Consider the following 17,591-nt stretch of genomic DNA (forward strand, 5'->3'; position numbering starts at 1 on the left):
CGCGGGACTACGCGCGGGGGCGCGTCCGGAGCTTCAGGACGTACGCCCCCCGGGACCGGCGCCCGAGCCGCTCCCCCGCCGCACCCGCGCCGTCGGCCTTCCGCTCAGCCTCCGGTGTGCACCTGGAACGCGGCCCGGCGGACGGCTTTGGCCAGGGCCGGGTCGGGGTGGGCGGCGGCGAGGGCGACCAGGACCTGCACGGTGCGCGGATGGCCGACGGCGCGGACCTCGTCGAGCAGCTGGGGCACGGTGGGCTGCACCGCGGACTCCAGGTGCCGGACCAGCATCGGCGCCTCGCCGTGGTCGGCGACGGCGGCGGCGGTGTCCACCCAGAGCCAGGTGGCCTCGTCCCGGGTGAGCACCTCGTGGGCGTCCTCCGGGTCGACGCCGTCGTGCTCGGCCAGCCACAGCAGGGCGTACGGCCGCAGGGCCGGCTCGTCCACGACGGACCGCACGTCGGGCTCGGCGGGGGCGCCGACGACGCGCAGCGCCTCGAAGGCCAGGCCGCGCAGCAGGGCGTCGTCGCCCCGGGCGGCGGCGATCAGCTCGGTGACGGCGCTGCCGACGGGGCGGGCGGCGAGCCAGGCGCGGTACTCGGCGCGGGCCGCGTTGGGACGGAGCTGGGCGCAGCCGCGCAGCATGTCCTCGGCGGACTGCTCGATGTTGCCGGCGGGGCTCTGCGCGGCCACGCAGATCTGCTCCAGCTTGACCCAGACCGCCCAGTTGCCGAGCGGGGTGAGCGTGGCCTGGCCGTCGCCGTAGGTGAGGGCGCCGACGGAGGCCAGGGCGCGCAGCGCCCAGTCCAGCAGGGGGGCGAGCGGGGCGTCGGCGGGGACGGATTCCGCCGGGGCCGGGGCTCCGGCGGGCTGTCCGGTGCCGGGTTCGTAGGCGACCTCGCAGCGTTCGGTGCGCAGTTCGGTGACCCGCTGCTGGAGCAGGTCGAGCAGCTGTTCGACGGGGACCGGTCCGGCGGACAGCTGGAGGAAGGAGAGCACCTGGGGCATGGCCGAGACGACCTCGGCGACGGCGGCCGACTCGTGTCCGTCGGGTTCGGGGCAGGCGAGCGACCAGGCGTCGAAGAGGGCGACCCAGCCGCGCAGCACGGCGCTGTCGTCGCGGTCCCAGGCGCGCAGTCGCCAGCCGGGGCGCGCGCTGTCGCCGTGCACCTCGACGAGTCCGGCGAGGCGGGCGGTGTCCCAGTGGACGCGGACCTGAGCGTCGCTCAGGCCGAGGTCGGCGGCGGCGCGTTCGGTGGTGGCGTCGGAGAGGGTGGCCTTGCCGTCGGCGGTGGCGCCGGCGCGGCCGGGGCCGAGCGCGGTGTCGGCCCAGCGGGCGACGCGGACCGCGCCGGCCAGACCGGCGCGGGCCATTCCGGCCAGTTCGGCCGGTGCGGGGGTGCCCTCCGGCGGCCGGGGTGCGGGGCGGCGTGGGCGCCGCTGGTTCACAGCTCTGGGGGCGGCGGCCAGGGGTCGCGGTCGGACGAGTCGAAGCCTGGAGTCGCGCGGGATACGGGACGTCACGGGTGCAGTCTTCCGGTTGACGGTCCGAAAACCCAAACGGAATGTCACGGCGGGCGACGGGGCTGGCCAACGCACCGGGTGCGCAAGGGCCGGGGAGGCGCGATCGCGCCAGTCGTACGCCCCTAAACGGAATGTTTCGCGCCGGTGCCGGCGGCACGGGCTCCGGGGCGTCCCGCCGGCCCGGGAGGCAGCGGTGTCACAGCAGCCCCTTGCGTCACATCAGCGGGGTCAGGAACCGTCGCAGCTGCTCCTCGTACTCCCCGGGGTCCGCGTTCCACATCGCCGCGTGCGGGGCGTCCGCGACGGTGTGCAGGGAGACGAGGTCGGCGCGGCGCCGGGCGAGCCCGCGGGAGAACTCCCAGGGGGCGACCCGGTCGCCGGGGCCGTGGATGATCAGGGTGGGGACCCGGAGCCGTCGGGGGTCGGCGATCTCGGCGACCCGGTCGGCGTGCAGTCCGGCCCGGCCCTGCGCGGCCCGCACAGCGAGCGGCAGCAGCGGTCGCGGGGTGTGGCGGGCCCTGGCCAGGGCCCGCAGGGTGGCCTCCCAGCTGAGCACCGGGGAGTCCAGGACGAGGCCGGCGATGCGGTCGCGGACCGCGGAGTGCTCGGCGGCGCGCAGGGCCATGGTGGCGCCGGTGGACCAGCCGAGCAGGACGACCCGGCGGGCACCGTGGCCGAGGGCGTGACGGATCGCCGCCTCGACGTCCCGCCACTCGGTGTCGCCGAGGTGGTTCAGGCCGTCCGGCGGGCGCGGGGCGCCGAGGTCGCCGCGGTAGGCGAGGGCGAGGACGGGCAGCCGGCGGCCGTGCAGGAAGCCCATCACGTTCATGGTGTGCTCGCGGGTGGTGCCGAGGCCGTGCACGGCGATCACCCAGGTGTCCCGCTCGCCGGGCACGAACCAGGCGGGCAGGGGGCCCAGCTCGCCGGGCACGTCGACGTCGGTGTGGTCCAGGCCGAGGGCGGCGCCGGGGTCGCCGACGTACACGTGGGGGGTCAGCCAGGCCGCGTCGCCGGGGGCGAAGGTGCCGTGGGTGACGCGTTCCAGACGCCGTACGACCGTGTCCGCGGTGTGCTGGGCCCCCTCCAGGACGGGGCCGACGACCGCGTGGGAGCCGTCGCCGGCGAGGCCGTAGGTGCCGGGGCGCAGGGCCGCCAGGTCGCGGGTGAGCGTGATCTGGCCGGCGGCCGTGCCGTGCACGGTGAGGCGGGGCTCGGTGGGCAGCGGGCGGCCCGCCGGGGTCTTCAGCGCGGCGTCGCTGGCGAGCCGGCCCGCGGCGACGGACGCCATCGCGGCGGCCAGGACCGCGGTGAGCCCGGCGGCGGTGGCTTTGACGGTGCGCACGGCTCCAGTGTCGGCGGGGCCGCCGCCACCGGCCAGCGGAGGCGGGGACCGCCACGGTGCGGGCGGGTGCGGCACCGCCCGGTGCGGACGTCGTGGCTGGGCGCCGTCGCGACGCGTCGAGGACAGCAAGGGGTCACCTCCGTTGGCCGTATCCCTTCAAGCGTTCCCCGGCTTCGGCCAGTTGTGCCTCCGTCAGCAGGGAGGGGGTCAGACCCGGCACGGAGGACGCCGTGAGCCACAGCCGGCACATCCACTCCAGCTGGGCGGTGCGGTCGTAGGCCTGGCCGAGCGTGGCGCCGTAGGTGATCGTGCCGTGGTTCCGCAGGAGGCAGCCGGAGCGGCCGGTGAGGGCGCGGAGCATGTTTCCGGCCAGCTCGTCGCTGCCGTAGGCGGCGTAGGGGGCGACGCGCACGGGGCCGCCGAGGGCGGCGGTCATGTAGTGGACCGGCGGCAGCTCGGACACCAGCGTGGAGACGGCGGTGGCGTGCACGGCGTGGGTGTGGACGACGGCGCGGGCGTCGGTGGTGCGGTAGACGGCGAGGTGCATGGGCAGCTCGCTGGTCGGCGTGAGCGTGCCGAGCACCTGGCGTCCGGTGAGGTCGACGCCGGTGATGTCGTCCGGGGTGAGCCGGTCGTAGGGGACTCCCGACGGTGTGACCAGGACGAGGTCCCCGACGCGGGCGGAGACGTTGCCGGAGGTGCCGACCACCAGTCCGTCGGCGACGGTCCGGCGTGCGGTCGCGACCAGTTCCGCCCAGAGCCGCGCCTCGTCCCGAGGCGCCCGCCCCTGCCGCACGTCCGGTCGCCCGCTGTCCTGCCGCCCGTTCTGGTGCCCGTCGTCCGTGTTCCGCAGCGTTTCAGCCATGCCGTGATCCTGTCAGCCCGACCGGCGCGGAGCGCCCGGGGCGGCCGCTGCCGTGCGGAAACGATACGGCCGAACGGGCGGACATCACGCCGAAACGCCATGAACCGGCGTCGACGCGGTGACCAGCGGGCCTTCAATGATCCCTCTTGCCGACTGGACGTCCACCCCGGGGAGACGCATGGCCCGTGAACGCACCCCTGCCCGCCGCCGTGCCGGTGCCCTCGCGGCGGCCACGGCGGTCCTCGCCCTGGCGACCGTCACGACCGCCTCCGCCGGACCACTGGTGCCGCCCGGCGGACCGCGGGCCGCAGCGCCCCCGGTGCCGGGCGCGCTGTCGGTGCTGTCGGGGCTGCCCGCGCTGCCGCTCCTGTCCGGGACGCCGCCCAGGGGGCACGACGTGTCGTCCCACCAGAGGGGGGTCGACTGGGCGGCCGCCCGGGCGAGGGGCGCGCGGTTCGTCTACGTCAAGGCGACCGAGTCCACGGGCTACCGCAACCCCTACTTCTCCGGGCAGTACTCGGGCGCCCGCGCGGCCGGCCTGATCCGGGGCGCGTACCACTTCGCCCGGCCGGACCGGTCCTCCGGCGCCGAGCAGGCGGCCTACTTCGTGCGGCACGGCGGGGGCTGGCGGGCGGACGGCTGGACGCTGCCGCCCGCGCTGGACATCGAGTACAACCCCTACGACGCGAAACACAAGTGCTACCGGGTGGGCAAGGCCCGGATGGTCCGCTGGATCCGGTCGTTCAGCGACGAGCTCAAGAAGCGGACCGGCCGCCGTCCGGTGATCTACACCACCACCCAGTGGTGGAAGATGTGCACCGGGAACAGCCGCGCCTTCTCCTCCTCGCACGCCCTGTGGATCGCCCGCCACGGCACCTCACGGCCGGGCGCGCTGCCGGGCGGCTGGCGGTACTGGACGTTCTGGCAGCACGCCGTCAAGGGCAGGCTGCCGGGTGACCAGGATCTCTTCAACGGCTCCCTGAGCCGGCTGCGGATCTTCGCGCGCGGCCACTAGCCAAGGCGCGCCTGGGCCGACGGCGCGAAGCGGAACCCCGTACGCGTGTTACCGACACCCTCACGCCCGCCTCAGTTCATCTTCCGTTCACCCAGGTTGCCTACGTTCATCCAGCCAATGACCTCGAACGATTGCCTGGGTAAATGGAAAGCTTCTCGCTGATCCTCGCGATTGTGGTGGTAACCGCACTCGCGTTCGATTTCACGAACGGTTTCCACGACACCGCGAACGCGATGGCCACCACCATCTCCACAGGCGCCCTGAAGCCGAAGATCGCGGTCGCCATGTCCGCCGTCCTCAACCTCGTGGGCGCCTTCCTCTCCGTGGAGGTCGCGAACACGATCTCCAAGGGTCTCGTCGACGAGACCGGCATCCGTCCCGAGGTCATCTTCGCCGCCCTGGTCGGCGCGATCCTCTGGAACCTGCTGACCTGGCTGGTGGGTCTGCCCTCCAGCTCCTCGCACGCCCTCATGGGCGGCCTGGTCGGCGCCACCGTCGCCTCCGCCGGCTTCGGCGCCGTCCACGGTGACGTCCTGGTCACCAAGGTGCTGCTCCCGGCCGTCGCCGCGCCGGTCGTCGCGGGCCTCGCCTCGCTGCTGGCCACCCGGTTCTCCTACGGCGTCGGCGGCACCGCCGACGGCGAGGCCACCCGCAAGGGCTACCGCGCCGGCCAGATCGCCTCCGCCGGCCTGGTCTCCCTCGCGCACGGCACCAACGACGCCCAGAAGACGATGGGCATCATCACCCTCGCCCTCGTCGCGGGCGGCTCCATCGCCCCCGGCTCCAACCCTCCCACCTGGGTGATCCTCTCCGCGGGCATGGCCATCGCGCTCGGCACCTACATCGGCGGCTGGCGCATCATCCGCACCATGGGCACGGGCCTGACCGACCTGGAGCCGCGCCAGGGCTTCGCCGCCCAGACCAGCGCCGCGACCGCCATCCTGGCCTCCTCCCACCTCGGCTTCTCCCTCTCCACCACGCACGTCGTCTCCGGCTCGGTGATGGGCGCGGGCCTCGGCCGCAAGGGCGGTGTGGTCCGCTGGTCCACCGCGACCCGCATGTTCGTCGCCTGGGCGCTGACCCTGCCCGCCGCCGCGCTGGTCGGCGCGGGGGCCGAGTCCGTGACCGGCCTGGGCGACTGGGGCACCGCCGTCGTCGCCGTCTTCCTGGTCGCCGCGAGCGCCGCGATCTGGAAGATCTCCCGCCGCGAGGTCGTCGACCACACCAACGTGGTCCAGGAGACCGAGCCGGCCGGTGTGGTCACCACCGCCATCGCCGCCGTGACCCCGCCCCCGGCGGGCATGGTCACCGAGGACCTGACGGCCACCATCCCGGCCCCGGCCACCGAGCCCGCCCCGGCCCCGGCCGCCCCGCCGGCCGCCGCGGTCTGACCCCGCGCACACGGTTACTGAAGGAAGCATCCCCATGAAGATCGACTGGGCGGCCCTCGGCTCCGTCTTCGGCGTCAGCCTCGCGTCCACGGTGGGCCTGGTGGTCCTGTTCACCCTTGGCATCAACGGCCTGTCGCGCCGTGAGAAGGCCGCGGCCCGGGGCGGGTCCGCCGCCCTCGCCGTCACCGGCGCCTACCTGTGCTTCGCGGCCTGCGCGGCGGCGGTGGCGTACGGCATCTACCTGATCGTCGTCAAGCCCTGACGGTCCGGAACCTGACAACGGCCCCGCCGGGCCACCGCCTCGACGGGACCGGCGGGGCCTTCGCATGCCGTCGCACCGGCCTTGCGGCCGCCGCCCGGCAAACCGGCGGTGTGGGCCTCGGCACAGTCCGGCGTCCCAGGTCAAAGGCAAGTTGACGGCCGTTCCGGGCACGTGGTGGACTGCCCAGGCCATGTACGGCGGCAGGAGAGGAAGCCGGTGCGAATCCGGCGCGGTCCCGCCACTGTCACCGGGGAAGAACCCCCGGGAGCCAGGAACTCTCACCGCCGATTCACGTCGAACCAGGGCGCGGACACCCTGAGTGAGGACACATATCGCCATGCTCGGCTGCCGATCGAGGACCCGTACCAGGACCGTTCCTGTTCCCCCCGCCGGCTGAGCCGATGGGTGCCGATCGCACATACGCGTACGGTGCCGCCGCCGGCGTCCTCGGTGACCTGCTCCTCGGCGACCCGCGCCGCGGGCACCCGGTCGCCGTGTTCGGCCGGGCGGCCGGGGCCGTGGAACGCGCCCTGTGGCACGACCACCGTGGCTGGGGCGCCCTGCACACCGCCGTGTGCGCCGGCGGCGCCGTCGCCCTCGGCGCGCTGGCCGCACGCGCCGTACGCCCCCGCCGTACCGCTTCCACCGCGCTGACCGCCGCCGCCACCTGGGCCGTCGTCGGCGGCACCTCGCTCGCCCGGGAGGCCCGCGCCATCGGGCGCGCCCTGGAGGCCGGGGACGTCGAGGCGGCCCGGGCCCGGCTGCCGCACCTGTGCGGCCGGGACCCGCAGGCCCTGGACGCCGACGGCATCGCGCGGGCCGTGGTCGAGTCGGTCGCCGAGAACACCTCCGACGCCGTGGTCGGCGCGCTCGTCTGGGGCGCCGTGGCCGGGGTCCCGGGGCTGCTCGGGTTCCGGGCGGTCAACACCCTGGACGCGATGGTGGGTCACAAGTCGCCCCGCCACCGGCGCTACGGCTGGGCCTCCGCCCGCCTCGACGACGTCGCCGGCTGGCCGGGCGCCCGGCTGACCGCCGCGCTCGCCGCCGTGGCCGGACCCGATCCGCGTGGCGCCCTGCGCGCCTGGAGGGCCGACGCGCACAGGCACCCCAGCCCCAACGCCGGTCCCGTGGAGGCCTCCTTCGCGGGCGCCCTCGGCGTCCGCCTGGGCGGCACGCTCTCCTACGGCGGCCGGGTCGAACACCGCCCGCCGCTGAACGGCGCCACCGGACGGCCGGTCCGCGCCACCGACATCGACCGGGCCGTGCGGCTCTCCCGCCGCGTCGGCCTGCTCGCGCTCGGCACCACGCTGGGCGCGCGCGCCCTGCTGAAAGGACGTGGCAAGTGAACGGTGGTCTCCTCGTCGCCGGCACCACCTCCGACGCGGGCAAGAGCGTCGTGACGGCGGGCATCTGCCGCTGGCTGGTGCGCCAGGGCGTGAAGGTCGCGCCGTTCAAGGCGCAGAACATGTCGCTGAACTCGTTCGTCACGCGCGAGGGCGCGGAGATCGGCCGGGCGCAGGCCATGCAGGCCCAGGCCTGCCGGGTCGAGCCGACCGCGCTGATGAACCCCGTGCTGCTCAAGCCCGGCGGCGAGCAGAGCAGCCAGGTGGTGCTGCTGGGCAGGCCGGTCGGCGAGCTGAGCGCGCGCGGGTACCACGGCGGGCGCCGGCAGCGGCTGCTGGGCACGGTGCTGGACTGCCTGGCCGAACTGCGGGGCACGTATGACGCGGTGATCTGTGAGGGGGCGGGAAGTCCTGCCGAGATCAACCTGCGGCGGACCGACATCGTCAACATGGGGATCGCGCGGAACGCGCGGCTGCCCGTGCTCGTCGTCGGCGACATCGACCGCGGGGGTGTGTTCGCCTCCTTCTTCGGCACCGTCGCCCTGCTCTCCCCCGAGGACCAGGAGCTGGTCGCCGGGTTCCTGGTGAACAAGTTCCGGGGCGATGCCGGCCTGCTGGAGCCCGGGCTGGACATGCTGCGGGACCTCACCGGACGGCGGACGTACGGCGTGCTGCCGTTCCGGCACGGGCTCGGCATCGACGAGGAGGACGGCCTCAGGGTGTCCCTGCGGGGCACGGTCCGGGAGTCCGCCGTGGCGCCCCCGGTCGGCGAGGACGTGCTGCGGGTCGCCGTGTGCGCGGTGCCGCTGATGTCCAACTTCACCGACGTGGACGCGCTGGCCGCCGAACCGGGTGTGGTCGTGCGGTTCGTGGACCGCCCGGAGGAGCTCGCCGACGCCGATCTCGTCGTCGTCCCGGGCACGCGCGGGACGGTGCGGGCGCTGGAGTGGCTGCGCGAGCGCGGGCTGGCGGACGCGCTCGTCCGCCGGGCCGCCGAGGGGCGCCCCGTCCTCGGCGTGTGCGGCGGCTTCCAGATCCTCGGCGAGCACATCGAGGACGACGTCGAGAGCCGGCGCGGGCATGTCGACGGGCTCGGCGTCCTGCCCGTGCGGGTACGGTTCGCCCGCGAGAAGACCCTCACCCGGCCCAGCGGCGAAGCCCTCGGCGAACGGGTCGACGGCTACGAGATCCACCACGGGGTGGCCACCGTCGAGGGCGGCGAACCCTTCCTGGACGGCTGCCGGGTGGGCCAGACCTGGGGCACCCACTGGCACGGCTCGCTGGAGTCGGACGGCTTCCGGCGGGCCTTCCTGCGCGAGGTGGCCGCCGCCGCGGGCCGCCGCTTCGTGCCCGCGCCGGACACCTCCTTCGCCGCGCTGCGCGAGGAGCAGCTCGACCGGCTCGGCGACCTGATCGAACAGCACGCGGACACGGACGCGCTGTGGCGGCTCATCGAGTCGGGCGCGCCGCAAGGACTGCCTTTCATTCCACCGGGAGCGCCCGCATGAGCACAGTGTTGTTGTTGTCGACCGCCGACACGGATCTGCTGGCCGCCCGGGCGTCCGGCGCCGGCTACCGCATCGGCAACCCCACCCGCGTCGACGTCACCGGGGAGCTGCCCGCTCTGCTCGAGGGCGCGGACCTCGCCGTCGTGCGGCTGCTGGGCGGCAAGCGGGCCTGGGAGGACGGGCTGGCCGCGCTGAAGGCGTCCGGCGTCCCCACCGTGCTGCTGGGCGGTGAGGCCGTGCCGGACGCCGAGCTGATGGCGGAGTCCTCGGTGCCGGCCGGCGTGGTCGCGGAGGCGCTGAGGTACCTGGTCGAGGGCGGCCCGGCGAACCTGCTGGAGCTGTCCCGGTTCCTGTCGGACACCGTGCTGCTGACCGGTGAGGGCTTCGAGGAGCCGCGCCGGATGCCGGAGTTCGGCGTGCACGGCGCGTACGAGCTCCAGGACGGCCGGCCGACCGTGGGCGTGCTCTTCTACCGGGCGCACGAACTGAGCGGCAACACCGCCTTCGTGGACACCCTGTGCGAGGCGATCGAGGCGCGCGGCGCCAACGCCCTCCCGGTGTACTGCGGTTCGCTGCGCGGCGCGGACCCCGCCCTGTACGAGCTGCTGGGGCGGGCCGACGCGCTGGTCGCCACGGTGCTCGCGGCCGGCGGCACGCACGCCTCCCAGGCGTCGGCGGGCGGTGACGAGGAGTCCTGGGACATCGGCGCGCTGGCCGAGCTGAACGTGCCGGTGCTGCAAGGGCTGTGCCTCACCTCCTCGCGGGCCGCGTGGGAGGAGTCCGACGCGGCCCTGTCCCCCATGGACGCGGCGATGCAGGTGGCGATCCCGGAGTTCGACGGCCGGCTGATCACCGTGCCGTTCTCCTTCAAGGAGCAGGGCCCCGACGAGGTGCCGGTGTACGTCGCCGACCCCGAGCGGGCCGCCCGCGTGGCCGGGATCGCCCTCAGGCACGCCCGGCTGAAGCACAAGCCGAACGCGGAGAAGAGGATCGCGCTGGTCTTCACGGCGTACCCGACCAAGCACTCCCGGGTGGGCAACGCGGTCGGTCTGGACACGCCCGCGTCGGCGGTCCGGGTGCTGGACGCGCTGCGGGACGCCGGGTACGGGGTCACGGAGTACCCGTCCGGCGGCGACGAGCTGATCCACCGGCTCATCGAGGCCGGCGGGCACGACGTGGAGTGGCTGACCGAGGAGCAGCTGGCCGCCGCGCCCGCGCGGGTGCCGCTGGCCGACTACCGGGCCTGGTTCGAGAAGCTGGACCCCGCGCTGCGGGACGCGATGACCGAGGCGTGGGGCGAGCCGCCGGGCGGCCTCTACGTCGACGGCGACGACATCGTGCTCGCCTCTTTGCGGTTCGGCAACGTCGTGGTCATGATCCAGCCGCCGCGCGGCTTCGGCGAGAACCCGATCGCGATCTACCACGACCCCGACATGCCGCCGTCGCACCACTACATGGCGGCGTACCGGTGGCTCGAGAACTCCTTCGGCGCGGACGCGATCGTGCACATGGGCAAGCACGGCACGATGGAGTGGCTGCCGGGCAAGGGCCTGGGGCTGAGCGCCGGCTGCGCCCCGGACGCCGTCCTCGGCGACCTGCCGCTGATCTACCCGTTCATCGTGAACGACCCCGGCGAGGGCACCCAGGCCAAGCGGCGCGGGCACGCCACCGTGGTCGACCACCTGGTGCCGCCGATGGCCCGCGCGGACACCTACGGCGACCTGGCCAAGCTGGAGCAGCTGCTGGACGAGTACGCGCTCGTGTCCGACCTGGACCCGGCGAAGGCGCCGGCCGTCCGCGCGCAGATCTGGACCCTGGTCAAGGCGGCGGAGCTCCACCACGACCTGCACGTCGACGAGCAGCCCGGCGACGACGCGTTCGACGAGTTCGTCATGCACATCGACGGCTACCTGTGCGAGATCAAGGACGTGCAGATCCGGGACGGCCTGCACATCCTCGGCGGCGGCCCGGTCGGCGAACCGCGGGTGAACCTCGTGCTGGCCGTGCTGCGCGCCTCGCAGGTGTGGGGCGGCCGGGCGAACGCGCTGCCCGGTCTGCGGGCCGCGCTGGCGGCGCACTTCGGGCTGGCGGAGAAGGAGCTGCTCGCCGAGCCGGGCACCCCGGTGAAGGTGCCGGTGGAGCTGACGGACCTGGTTCAGGGCCCGTCCCGGAGCGCCGCCGACGCCATCGACCTGCTGGAACAGCTGTGCCGGCGGATCGCGGAGGGCATGGAGGCGCGGGCGTGGGACCGTACGGTCGTCCCCGCCGTCCTGCGGGGCGTGCTCGGCGCCGACATCCCCGACGCGGTCGCCGTGCTGGAGTTCGCGTGCGACGAGGTCGTCCCCCGGCTGGCGCGGACCACCGACGAGATCGGGCACATCCTGCGGGCCCTGGACGGCGGTTACGTCCCGGCGGGCCCGTCGGGCTCCCCGACCCGGGGCCTGGTCAACGTCCTGCCGACGGGCCGCAACTTCTACTCGGTCGACCCCAAGGCGATCCCGTCCCGGCTGAGCTGGGAGGTCGGCCAGTCGCTGGCGGACTCGCTGGTGCAGCGGTACCTGAGCGACACCGGGGAGTACCCCCGGTCGGTGGGGCTCACGGTGTGGGGCACGTCCGCGATGCGCACCCAGGGCGACGACATCGCCGAGATCCTGGCACTGCTGGGCTGCCGCCCGGTGTGGGACGACGCCTCGCGCCGGGTGACCGGCTTCGAGGTGGTCCCCCTCGCCGAGCTGGGGCGCCCGCGCATCGACGTCACGGTCCGCATCTCCGGGTTCTTCAGGGACGCGTTCCCGCACGTGGTCGGGCTGATCGACGACGCGGTGCGGGCGGTGGCGGAGCTGGCGGAGCCGGCCGAGTCCAACTACGTGCGGGCGCACGTGGAGGAGGACGCCGCCGGGCACGGCGACCGGCGCCGGGCCACGGCCCGGATCTTCGGCTCGAAGCCGGGGGCGTACGGCGCCGGTCTGCTGCCGCTGATCGACGCCCGGAACTGGCGCAGCGACGCCGACCTGGCCGAGGTGTACGCCGTCTGGGGAGGCTACGCCTACGGGCGCGGCCTCGACGGGCGCGCGGCGCGCGGGGACATGGAGACGGCGTTCCGGCGGATCGCGGTGGCGGCGAAGAACGTCGACACCCGTGAGCACGACCTCGTCGACGCCGACGACTACTTCCAGTACCACGGCGGCATGGTCGCCATGGTCCGGCACCTGACGGGCGCCAACCCCGAGGCGTACGTGGGCGATTCGGCCGTACCGGACCAGGTCAGGACGCGGACGCTGGGTGAGGAGACGCACCGGGTGTTCCGGGCGCGGGTGGTCAACCCGCGCTGGATGGCGGCCATGCGCCGGCACGGCTACAAGGGCGCCTTCGAGATGGCGGCGACCGTGGACTACCTCTTCGGCTACGACGCGACGGCGGGCGTGGTCGACGACTGGATGTACGAGAAGCTCAGCGCCGAGTACGTCTTCGACCCGGAGAACCGGGACTTCATGAAGAAGTCCAACCCGTGGGCGCTGCGCGGGATCACCGAGCGGCTGCTGGAGGCGGCGGACCGCGGCCTGTGGGCGGAGCCGGACGCGGACACGCTGGAACGGCTGCGCGCCACCTATCTGGAGCTGGAAGGCGACTTGGAGGGCGACCAGTGACCACCCCGTTCCCCTTTACGGCCGTCGTCGGCCAGGACGACCTGCGGCTCGCGCTGCTGCTGAACGCCGTGTCGCCGGCGGTCGGCGGTGTGCTGGTGCGCGGCGAGAAGGGCACCGCGAAGTCCACGGCGGTACGGGCGCTGTCGGCGCTGCTGCCTCAGGTGGCCGTCGTCCCCGGGTGCCGGTTCTCGTGCGATCCGGCCTCCCCCGACCCCGGCTGCCCGGACGGACCGCACGAGCCCGGCGAGGGCGCCGAGCGTCCGGCGCGGATGGTCGAGCTGCCGGTCGGCGCCTCCGAGGACCGGCTCGTCGGCGCCCTCGACATCGAGCGGGCGCTCGCCGAGGGAGTGAAGGCCTTCGAGCCGGGCCTGCTGGCCGAGGCGCACCGGGGCATCCTCTACGTCGACGAGGTGAACCTGCTCCACGACCACCTGGTCGACCTGCTGCTGGACGCGGCGGCGATGGGTGCCTCGTACGTGGAGCGCGAGGGTGTGTCCGTGCGGCACGCGGCCCGGTTCCTGCTCGTCGGCACCATGAACCCCGAAGAGGGCGAGCTGCGCCCGCAGTTGCTGGACCGGTTCGGGCTGACCGTGGAGGTGGCCGCCTCACGGGAGCCGGAGCAGCGGGTGGAGGTCGTGCGGCGCCGGCTGGCGTACGACGACGATCCGGCCGCCTTCGCCGCGCGCTGGGCCGGCGAGGAGGCCGCCGTACGGCAGCGGATCGTGGCGGCGCGGGACCTGCTGCCCCGGGTGCGGCTGGGCGACGGGGCGCTGCGGCAGATCGCGGCGACCTGCGCGGCCTTCGAGGTGGACGGCATGCGCGCCGACATCGTGATGGCCCGTACGGCGACCGCGCTGGCCGCGTGGGCCGGGCGGACCGACGTGCTCGCGGAGGACGTGCGGCAGGCCGCGCTGCTGGCGCTCCCGCACCGCAGGCGGCGCAACCCGTTCGACGCGCCGGGCCTGGACGAGGACAAGCTGGACGAGACGCTGGAGCAGTTCTCCGGTGAGTCCCCCGACGACGATCCCGGCCCCGACGGCCCCGGTGGGGGCGGCGGACAGCCGGCGCCCGACAGCGGTCCGCGGGGCGACGGCGCCGGCGACGCGCGACCCGAGACGGGTGAGGGCGGGCAGCCGCAGGCGTCCGGCGGGCGGGAGCAGTCGGCCGTACGGGCCGCGGAACCCTTCCGGGCCAAGGCGCTGACCGTCCCCGGTGTCGGCGAGGGTGTGGCCGGGCGGCGGTCGCGGGCACGGACCGAGCACGGGCGGACCACCGGGGCCCGGCGGCCCCGGGGGGCGCTGACCAAGCTGCACCTGGCGGCGACCGTGCAGGCCGCCGCGCCGCACCAGCGGGCGCGGGGCAGGTCCGGGCCGGGGCTGGTCGTGCGGCGGGACGATCTGCGGCAGGCGGTCCGTGAGGGGCGCGAGGGCAACCTCGTGCTGTTCGTCGTGGACGCCTCGGGGTCGATGGCGGCGCGGCAGCGGATGAGCGCCGTGAAGGGCGCCGTGCTGTCGCTGCTGCTGGACGCCTACCAGCGACGGGACAAGGTGGGCCTGGTGACGTTCCGGGGCTCGGGCGCCGAGGTCGCGCTGCCGCCGACGTCCTCGGTCGACGCCGCCGCCACGCGGCTGGAGTCGCTGCCGACCGGGGGGCGTACGCCGCTCGCCGCGGGGCTGCTCAAGGCGCACGAGGTGCTGCGGGTGGAGCGGCTGCGGGACCCGGCGCGCCGGGCGCTGGTGGTCGTGGTGACCGACGGGCGGGCCACCGGCGGCCCCGAGCCGGTCGCCCTCGCGGGGCGGGCGGCGCGGCTGTTCGCGGCCGAGCAGGTCGCGTCCGTGGTCGTGGACTGCGAGTCGGGGCCGGTGCGGCTCGGGCTCGCCGGACAGCTGGCCGGTGAGCTGGGCGGCACGGCCGTCACGCTGGACGACCTGCGGGCCGACTCGATCGCCGGGCTGGTCAGGGATGTGCAGGGGACGACGAAGAGGAGGGCCGCGTAATGCCGCAGGGACAGCCGAGTGTCGTACCGGACGACGGGCTGACGACCCGTCAGCGCAGGAACCGTCCGCTGGTCGTCGTGCACACGGGCGTCGGCAAGGGCAAGTCCACCGCCGCGTTCGGGCTCGCGCTGCGCGCCTGGAACCAGGGGTGGCCCATCGGGGTGTTCCAGTTCGTCAAGTCGGCGAAGTGGAAGGTCGGCGAGGAGAACGCGCTCAGGGTGCTCGGCGCCTCCGGCGAGGGCGGGAGCGTCGACTGGCACAAGATGGGCGAGGGCTGGTCGTGGGTCCAGCGCGACGCGCAGATGGACAACGAGGAGAAGGCCCGCGAGGGCTGGGAGCAGGTGAAGCGGGACCTGGCCGCCGAGACGTACCGGCTGTACGTGCTCGACGAGTTCGCGTACCCGATGCACTGGGGCTGGGTCGACACCGACGAGGTCGTCGACGTGCTGCGCGGCCGTCCCGGCACCCAGCACGTGGTGATCACCGGGCGGAACGCGCCGGAGAAACTGGTGGACCTCGCCGACCTCGTCACCGACATGTCCAAGGTCAAGCACCCCATGGACGCGGGGCAGAAGGGCCAGAAGGGCATCGAGTGGTGATGTCCGTCCCCCGGCTGGTCATCGCCGCGCCCTCCTCGGGCAGCGGCAAGACCACCGTCGCCACGGGGCTGATGGCCGCGTTCGCCGCGCGGGGGCTCGCCGTGTCCCCGCACAAGGTCGGACCGGACTACATCGACCCCGGGTACCACGCCCTCGCGACCGGACGGGCGGGGCGCAACCTCGACGCGTACCTGTGCGGGCCGGAGCTGATCGCTCCGCTGTTCCTGCACGGGGCGCGGGGGTGCGACCTCGCGGTGGTCGAGGGCGTGATGGGGCTGTTCGACGGGGCCGCCGGCGAGGGTGAGCTGGCGTCCACCGCACAGGTCGCCAAGCTGCTGCGGGCGCCGGTGGTGCTCGTCGTGGACGCGTCCTCGCAGTCGCGGTCGGTGGCGGCGCTGGTGCACGGGTTCGCGTCCTGGGATCCCGAGGTGCGGGTCGGTGGCGTGATCCTGAACAAGGTCGCCTCCGACCGGCATGAGCAGTTGCTGCGGGAGGCGCTGGACGCGGCGGGGGTGCCGGTGCTGGGCGCCTTGCGGCGGGCCGAGCAGGTGGACGTGCCCTCGCGGCACCTGGGGCTGGTTCCGGTCGCCGAGAGGCGCGCCGCCGCGGTCGACGCCGTCGCGGCGATGGCCGCGCAGGTGGTACGAGGGTGTGACCTGGAAGCGCTGGAGGCACTCGCCCGCAGCGCCGGTGCCCTCCCGGGGGGCTCCGCCCCCTGGACCCCCGAGCCGCCCGCCCACGACGACCCGTCGGCCGGCGGGCGCGGGCCCGTGGTCGCCGTGGCCGGCGGGCCCGCCTTCACCTTCTCCTACGCCGAGCACACCGAGCTGCTCGCCGCCGCCGGTGCCGAGGTCGTCACCTTCGACCCGCTGCGGGACGAGCGACTGCCCGGGGGAACCGCCGGGCTGGTGATCGGCGGCGGCTTCCCCGAGGTGTACGCCGCCGAGCTGTCCGCCAACGAGCCCCTGCGCAAGGCCGTCGCGGACCTCGCGTGCTCCGGCGCCCCCGTGGCCGCCGAGTGCGCCGGTCTCCTCTATCTGTGCCGCGAGCTGGACGGGCAGCCCCTGTGCGGGGTGCTCGACGCCACCGCGCGGATGACCGGCCGGCTGACCCTCGGCTACCGGGACGCCGTGGCCGTCGGCGACAGCGCGCTGGCGGCGGCCGGGACGCGGATGCGGGGTCACGAGTTCCACCGCACCGCCGTCGAGCCGGGCGCCGGCGCCGCTCCCGCCTGGGGCGTGCGGGCCCCGGTCCGGCGGGTCGAAGGTTTCGTACAGCAGGGCGTGCACGCGAGTTACCTGCACACGCACTGGGCGTCCGAGCCCGGTGTCGCCCGTCGGTTCGTGGAGAGGTGCCGGACGTCATGAGCAGCAGGCTGGTCGGGGTCGGGGTCGGTCCCGGTGATCCGGAGCTGGTGACCGTGAAGGGGGTCAACGCGCTGCGGGCCGCCGATGTCGTCGTCGTACCCGTCCTGGACACCGGGGAGCGGGGGCGGGCCGAGGCGACGGTCCTGCACTACGTGCCCGCGGAGAGGATCGTCCGGGTGGTGTTCGCGCTGAACGAGCGGACCGACCGGGCGCGGCGGGAGGCGGCCTGGGACGCGGCCGGTGCCCGGGTCGCCGAGCTGCTCGCCCGGCACGGGTCCGTCGCGTTCGCCACCATCGGCGACCCGAACGTGTACTCGACGTTCACGTACCTCGCGCAGACCATCGCCGAGCTGGTGCCGGGTGTCACCGTGGAGACGGTGCCCGGGATCACCGCCATGCAGGATCTCGCGGCGCGCTCGGGGGCCGTGCTGACCGAGGGCACCGAGCCGCTGACCCTGGTGCCGGTGACGGCCGGGTCGGCGGTGCTGAAGGAGGCGCTGGCGGGGCCGGGGACGGTCGTGGCGTACAAGTTCGGGCGGCAGGCCGCCGAGGTCGCGGAGGCGCTGCGGGAGACCGGGCGGCTCGGGGACGCGGTGTGGGGCTCGGCGCTGGGGCTGCCGGAGGAGTCGGTGCGGCCGGCCGCCGAGCTGGACGGGACGCCGCTGCCGTACCTGTCGACGCTGATCGCGCCACCGCGCCGGGACGGCGGCCGGGGCGGAAAGCTGTGACACGGCC

Annotated in this window: 13 protein-coding genes and 1 riboswitch; of the genes, 10 read left to right on the forward strand and 3 right to left on the reverse strand. The window is 74.9% G+C overall.

The features are described 5' to 3' along the window. Window positions 1-104: 104 nt before the first annotated feature. The 3 genes from LG395_RS09535 to LG395_RS09545 form a co-directional block, all read right to left on the reverse strand. Window positions 105-1,520 (reverse strand): hypothetical protein, encoded by a 1,416-nt coding sequence (locus LG395_RS09535; RefSeq protein WP_225809083.1) that lies wholly within the window; start codon window positions 1,518-1,520, stop codon window positions 105-107. Window positions 1,521-1,734: 214 nt separating this feature from the next. After that, entirely contained in the window at window positions 1,735-2,862 is a 1,128-nt protein-coding gene (locus tag LG395_RS09540; protein ID WP_225809084.1) for an alpha/beta hydrolase, read from the reverse strand. A 133-nt stretch (window positions 2,863-2,995) separates the two neighbouring features. After that, window positions 2,996-3,727, reverse strand: a complete 732-nt coding sequence (locus tag LG395_RS09545) for a class II aldolase/adducin family protein (RefSeq protein ID WP_171157578.1) — start codon at window positions 3,725-3,727, stop codon at window positions 2,996-2,998. A 178-nt stretch (window positions 3,728-3,905) separates the two neighbouring features. Between LG395_RS09545 and LG395_RS09550 the strand changes: the two genes are divergently transcribed. The 10 genes from LG395_RS09550 to cobI all read left to right on the forward strand — a co-directional run bounded on the left by LG395_RS09550 (window position 3,906) and on the right by cobI (window position 17,584). Further along, complete coding sequence (locus LG395_RS09550) at window positions 3,906-4,742, forward strand: lysozyme (RefSeq protein WP_225809085.1); 837 nt, start codon at window positions 3,906-3,908, stop codon at window positions 4,740-4,742. A 143-nt stretch (window positions 4,743-4,885) separates the two neighbouring features. Next, on the forward strand, window positions 4,886-6,133 hold the full coding sequence (locus tag LG395_RS09555; protein ID WP_225809086.1) for an inorganic phosphate transporter: 1,248 nt from the start codon (window positions 4,886-4,888) through the stop codon (window positions 6,131-6,133). 34 nt (window positions 6,134-6,167) lie between these two features. Beyond that, window positions 6,168-6,395, forward strand: a complete 228-nt coding sequence (locus tag LG395_RS09560) for a hypothetical protein (protein ID WP_225809087.1) — start codon at window positions 6,168-6,170, stop codon at window positions 6,393-6,395. A gap of 158 nt (window positions 6,396-6,553) precedes the next feature. Further along, a riboswitch (cobalamin riboswitch) is annotated at window positions 6,554-6,695 on the forward strand. Between the two features lie 101 nt (window positions 6,696-6,796). After that, a complete protein-coding gene (locus tag LG395_RS09565; RefSeq protein ID WP_225809088.1) occupies window positions 6,797-7,741 on the forward strand; it encodes a cobalamin biosynthesis protein in 945 nt (314 codons plus the stop codon). Then, window positions 7,738-9,246 (forward strand): cobyric acid synthase, encoded by a 1,509-nt coding sequence (locus LG395_RS09570; protein WP_225809089.1) that lies wholly within the window; start codon window positions 7,738-7,740, stop codon window positions 9,244-9,246. The genes LG395_RS09565 and LG395_RS09570 overlap by 4 nt, the downstream gene beginning before the upstream one ends. Continuing rightward, complete coding sequence (cobN, locus tag LG395_RS09575) at window positions 9,243-12,893, forward strand: cobaltochelatase subunit CobN (RefSeq protein ID WP_225809090.1); 3,651 nt, start codon at window positions 9,243-9,245, stop codon at window positions 12,891-12,893. The genes LG395_RS09570 and cobN overlap by 4 nt, the downstream gene beginning before the upstream one ends. Continuing rightward, window positions 12,890-14,890, forward strand: coding sequence for a putative cobaltochelatase (locus tag LG395_RS09580; protein WP_225809091.1), 2,001 nt, complete (start codon window positions 12,890-12,892; stop codon window positions 14,888-14,890). The genes cobN and LG395_RS09580 overlap by 4 nt, the downstream gene beginning before the upstream one ends. Beyond that, window positions 14,890-15,489: a cob(I)yrinic acid a,c-diamide adenosyltransferase gene (gene cobO / locus LG395_RS09585; RefSeq protein WP_225809092.1), complete on the forward strand. Its 600-nt coding sequence runs from the start codon at window positions 14,890-14,892 to the stop codon at window positions 15,487-15,489. Before LG395_RS09580 ends, cobO begins: the two co-directional genes overlap by 1 nt. After that, window positions 15,489-16,856 carry a cobyrinic acid a,c-diamide synthase CobB gene (locus tag LG395_RS09590; protein ID WP_225809093.1) on the forward strand — a complete coding sequence of 456 codons (1,368 nt, stop codon included), beginning with the start codon at window positions 15,489-15,491 and terminating at the stop codon, window positions 16,854-16,856. The genes cobO and LG395_RS09590 overlap by 1 nt, the downstream gene beginning before the upstream one ends. Then, on the forward strand, window positions 16,853-17,584 hold the full coding sequence (gene cobI, locus LG395_RS09595) for a precorrin-2 C(20)-methyltransferase (protein ID WP_225809094.1): 732 nt from the start codon (window positions 16,853-16,855) through the stop codon (window positions 17,582-17,584). The genes LG395_RS09590 and cobI overlap by 4 nt, the downstream gene beginning before the upstream one ends. Window positions 17,585-17,591: the final 7 nt, after the last annotated feature.

The sequence above is a fragment of the Streptomyces spinosus genome, assembly GCF_020400655.1.
GTDB classification, from domain to species: Bacteria; Actinomycetota; Actinomycetes; order Streptomycetales; family Streptomycetaceae; genus Streptomyces; species Streptomyces argyrophylli.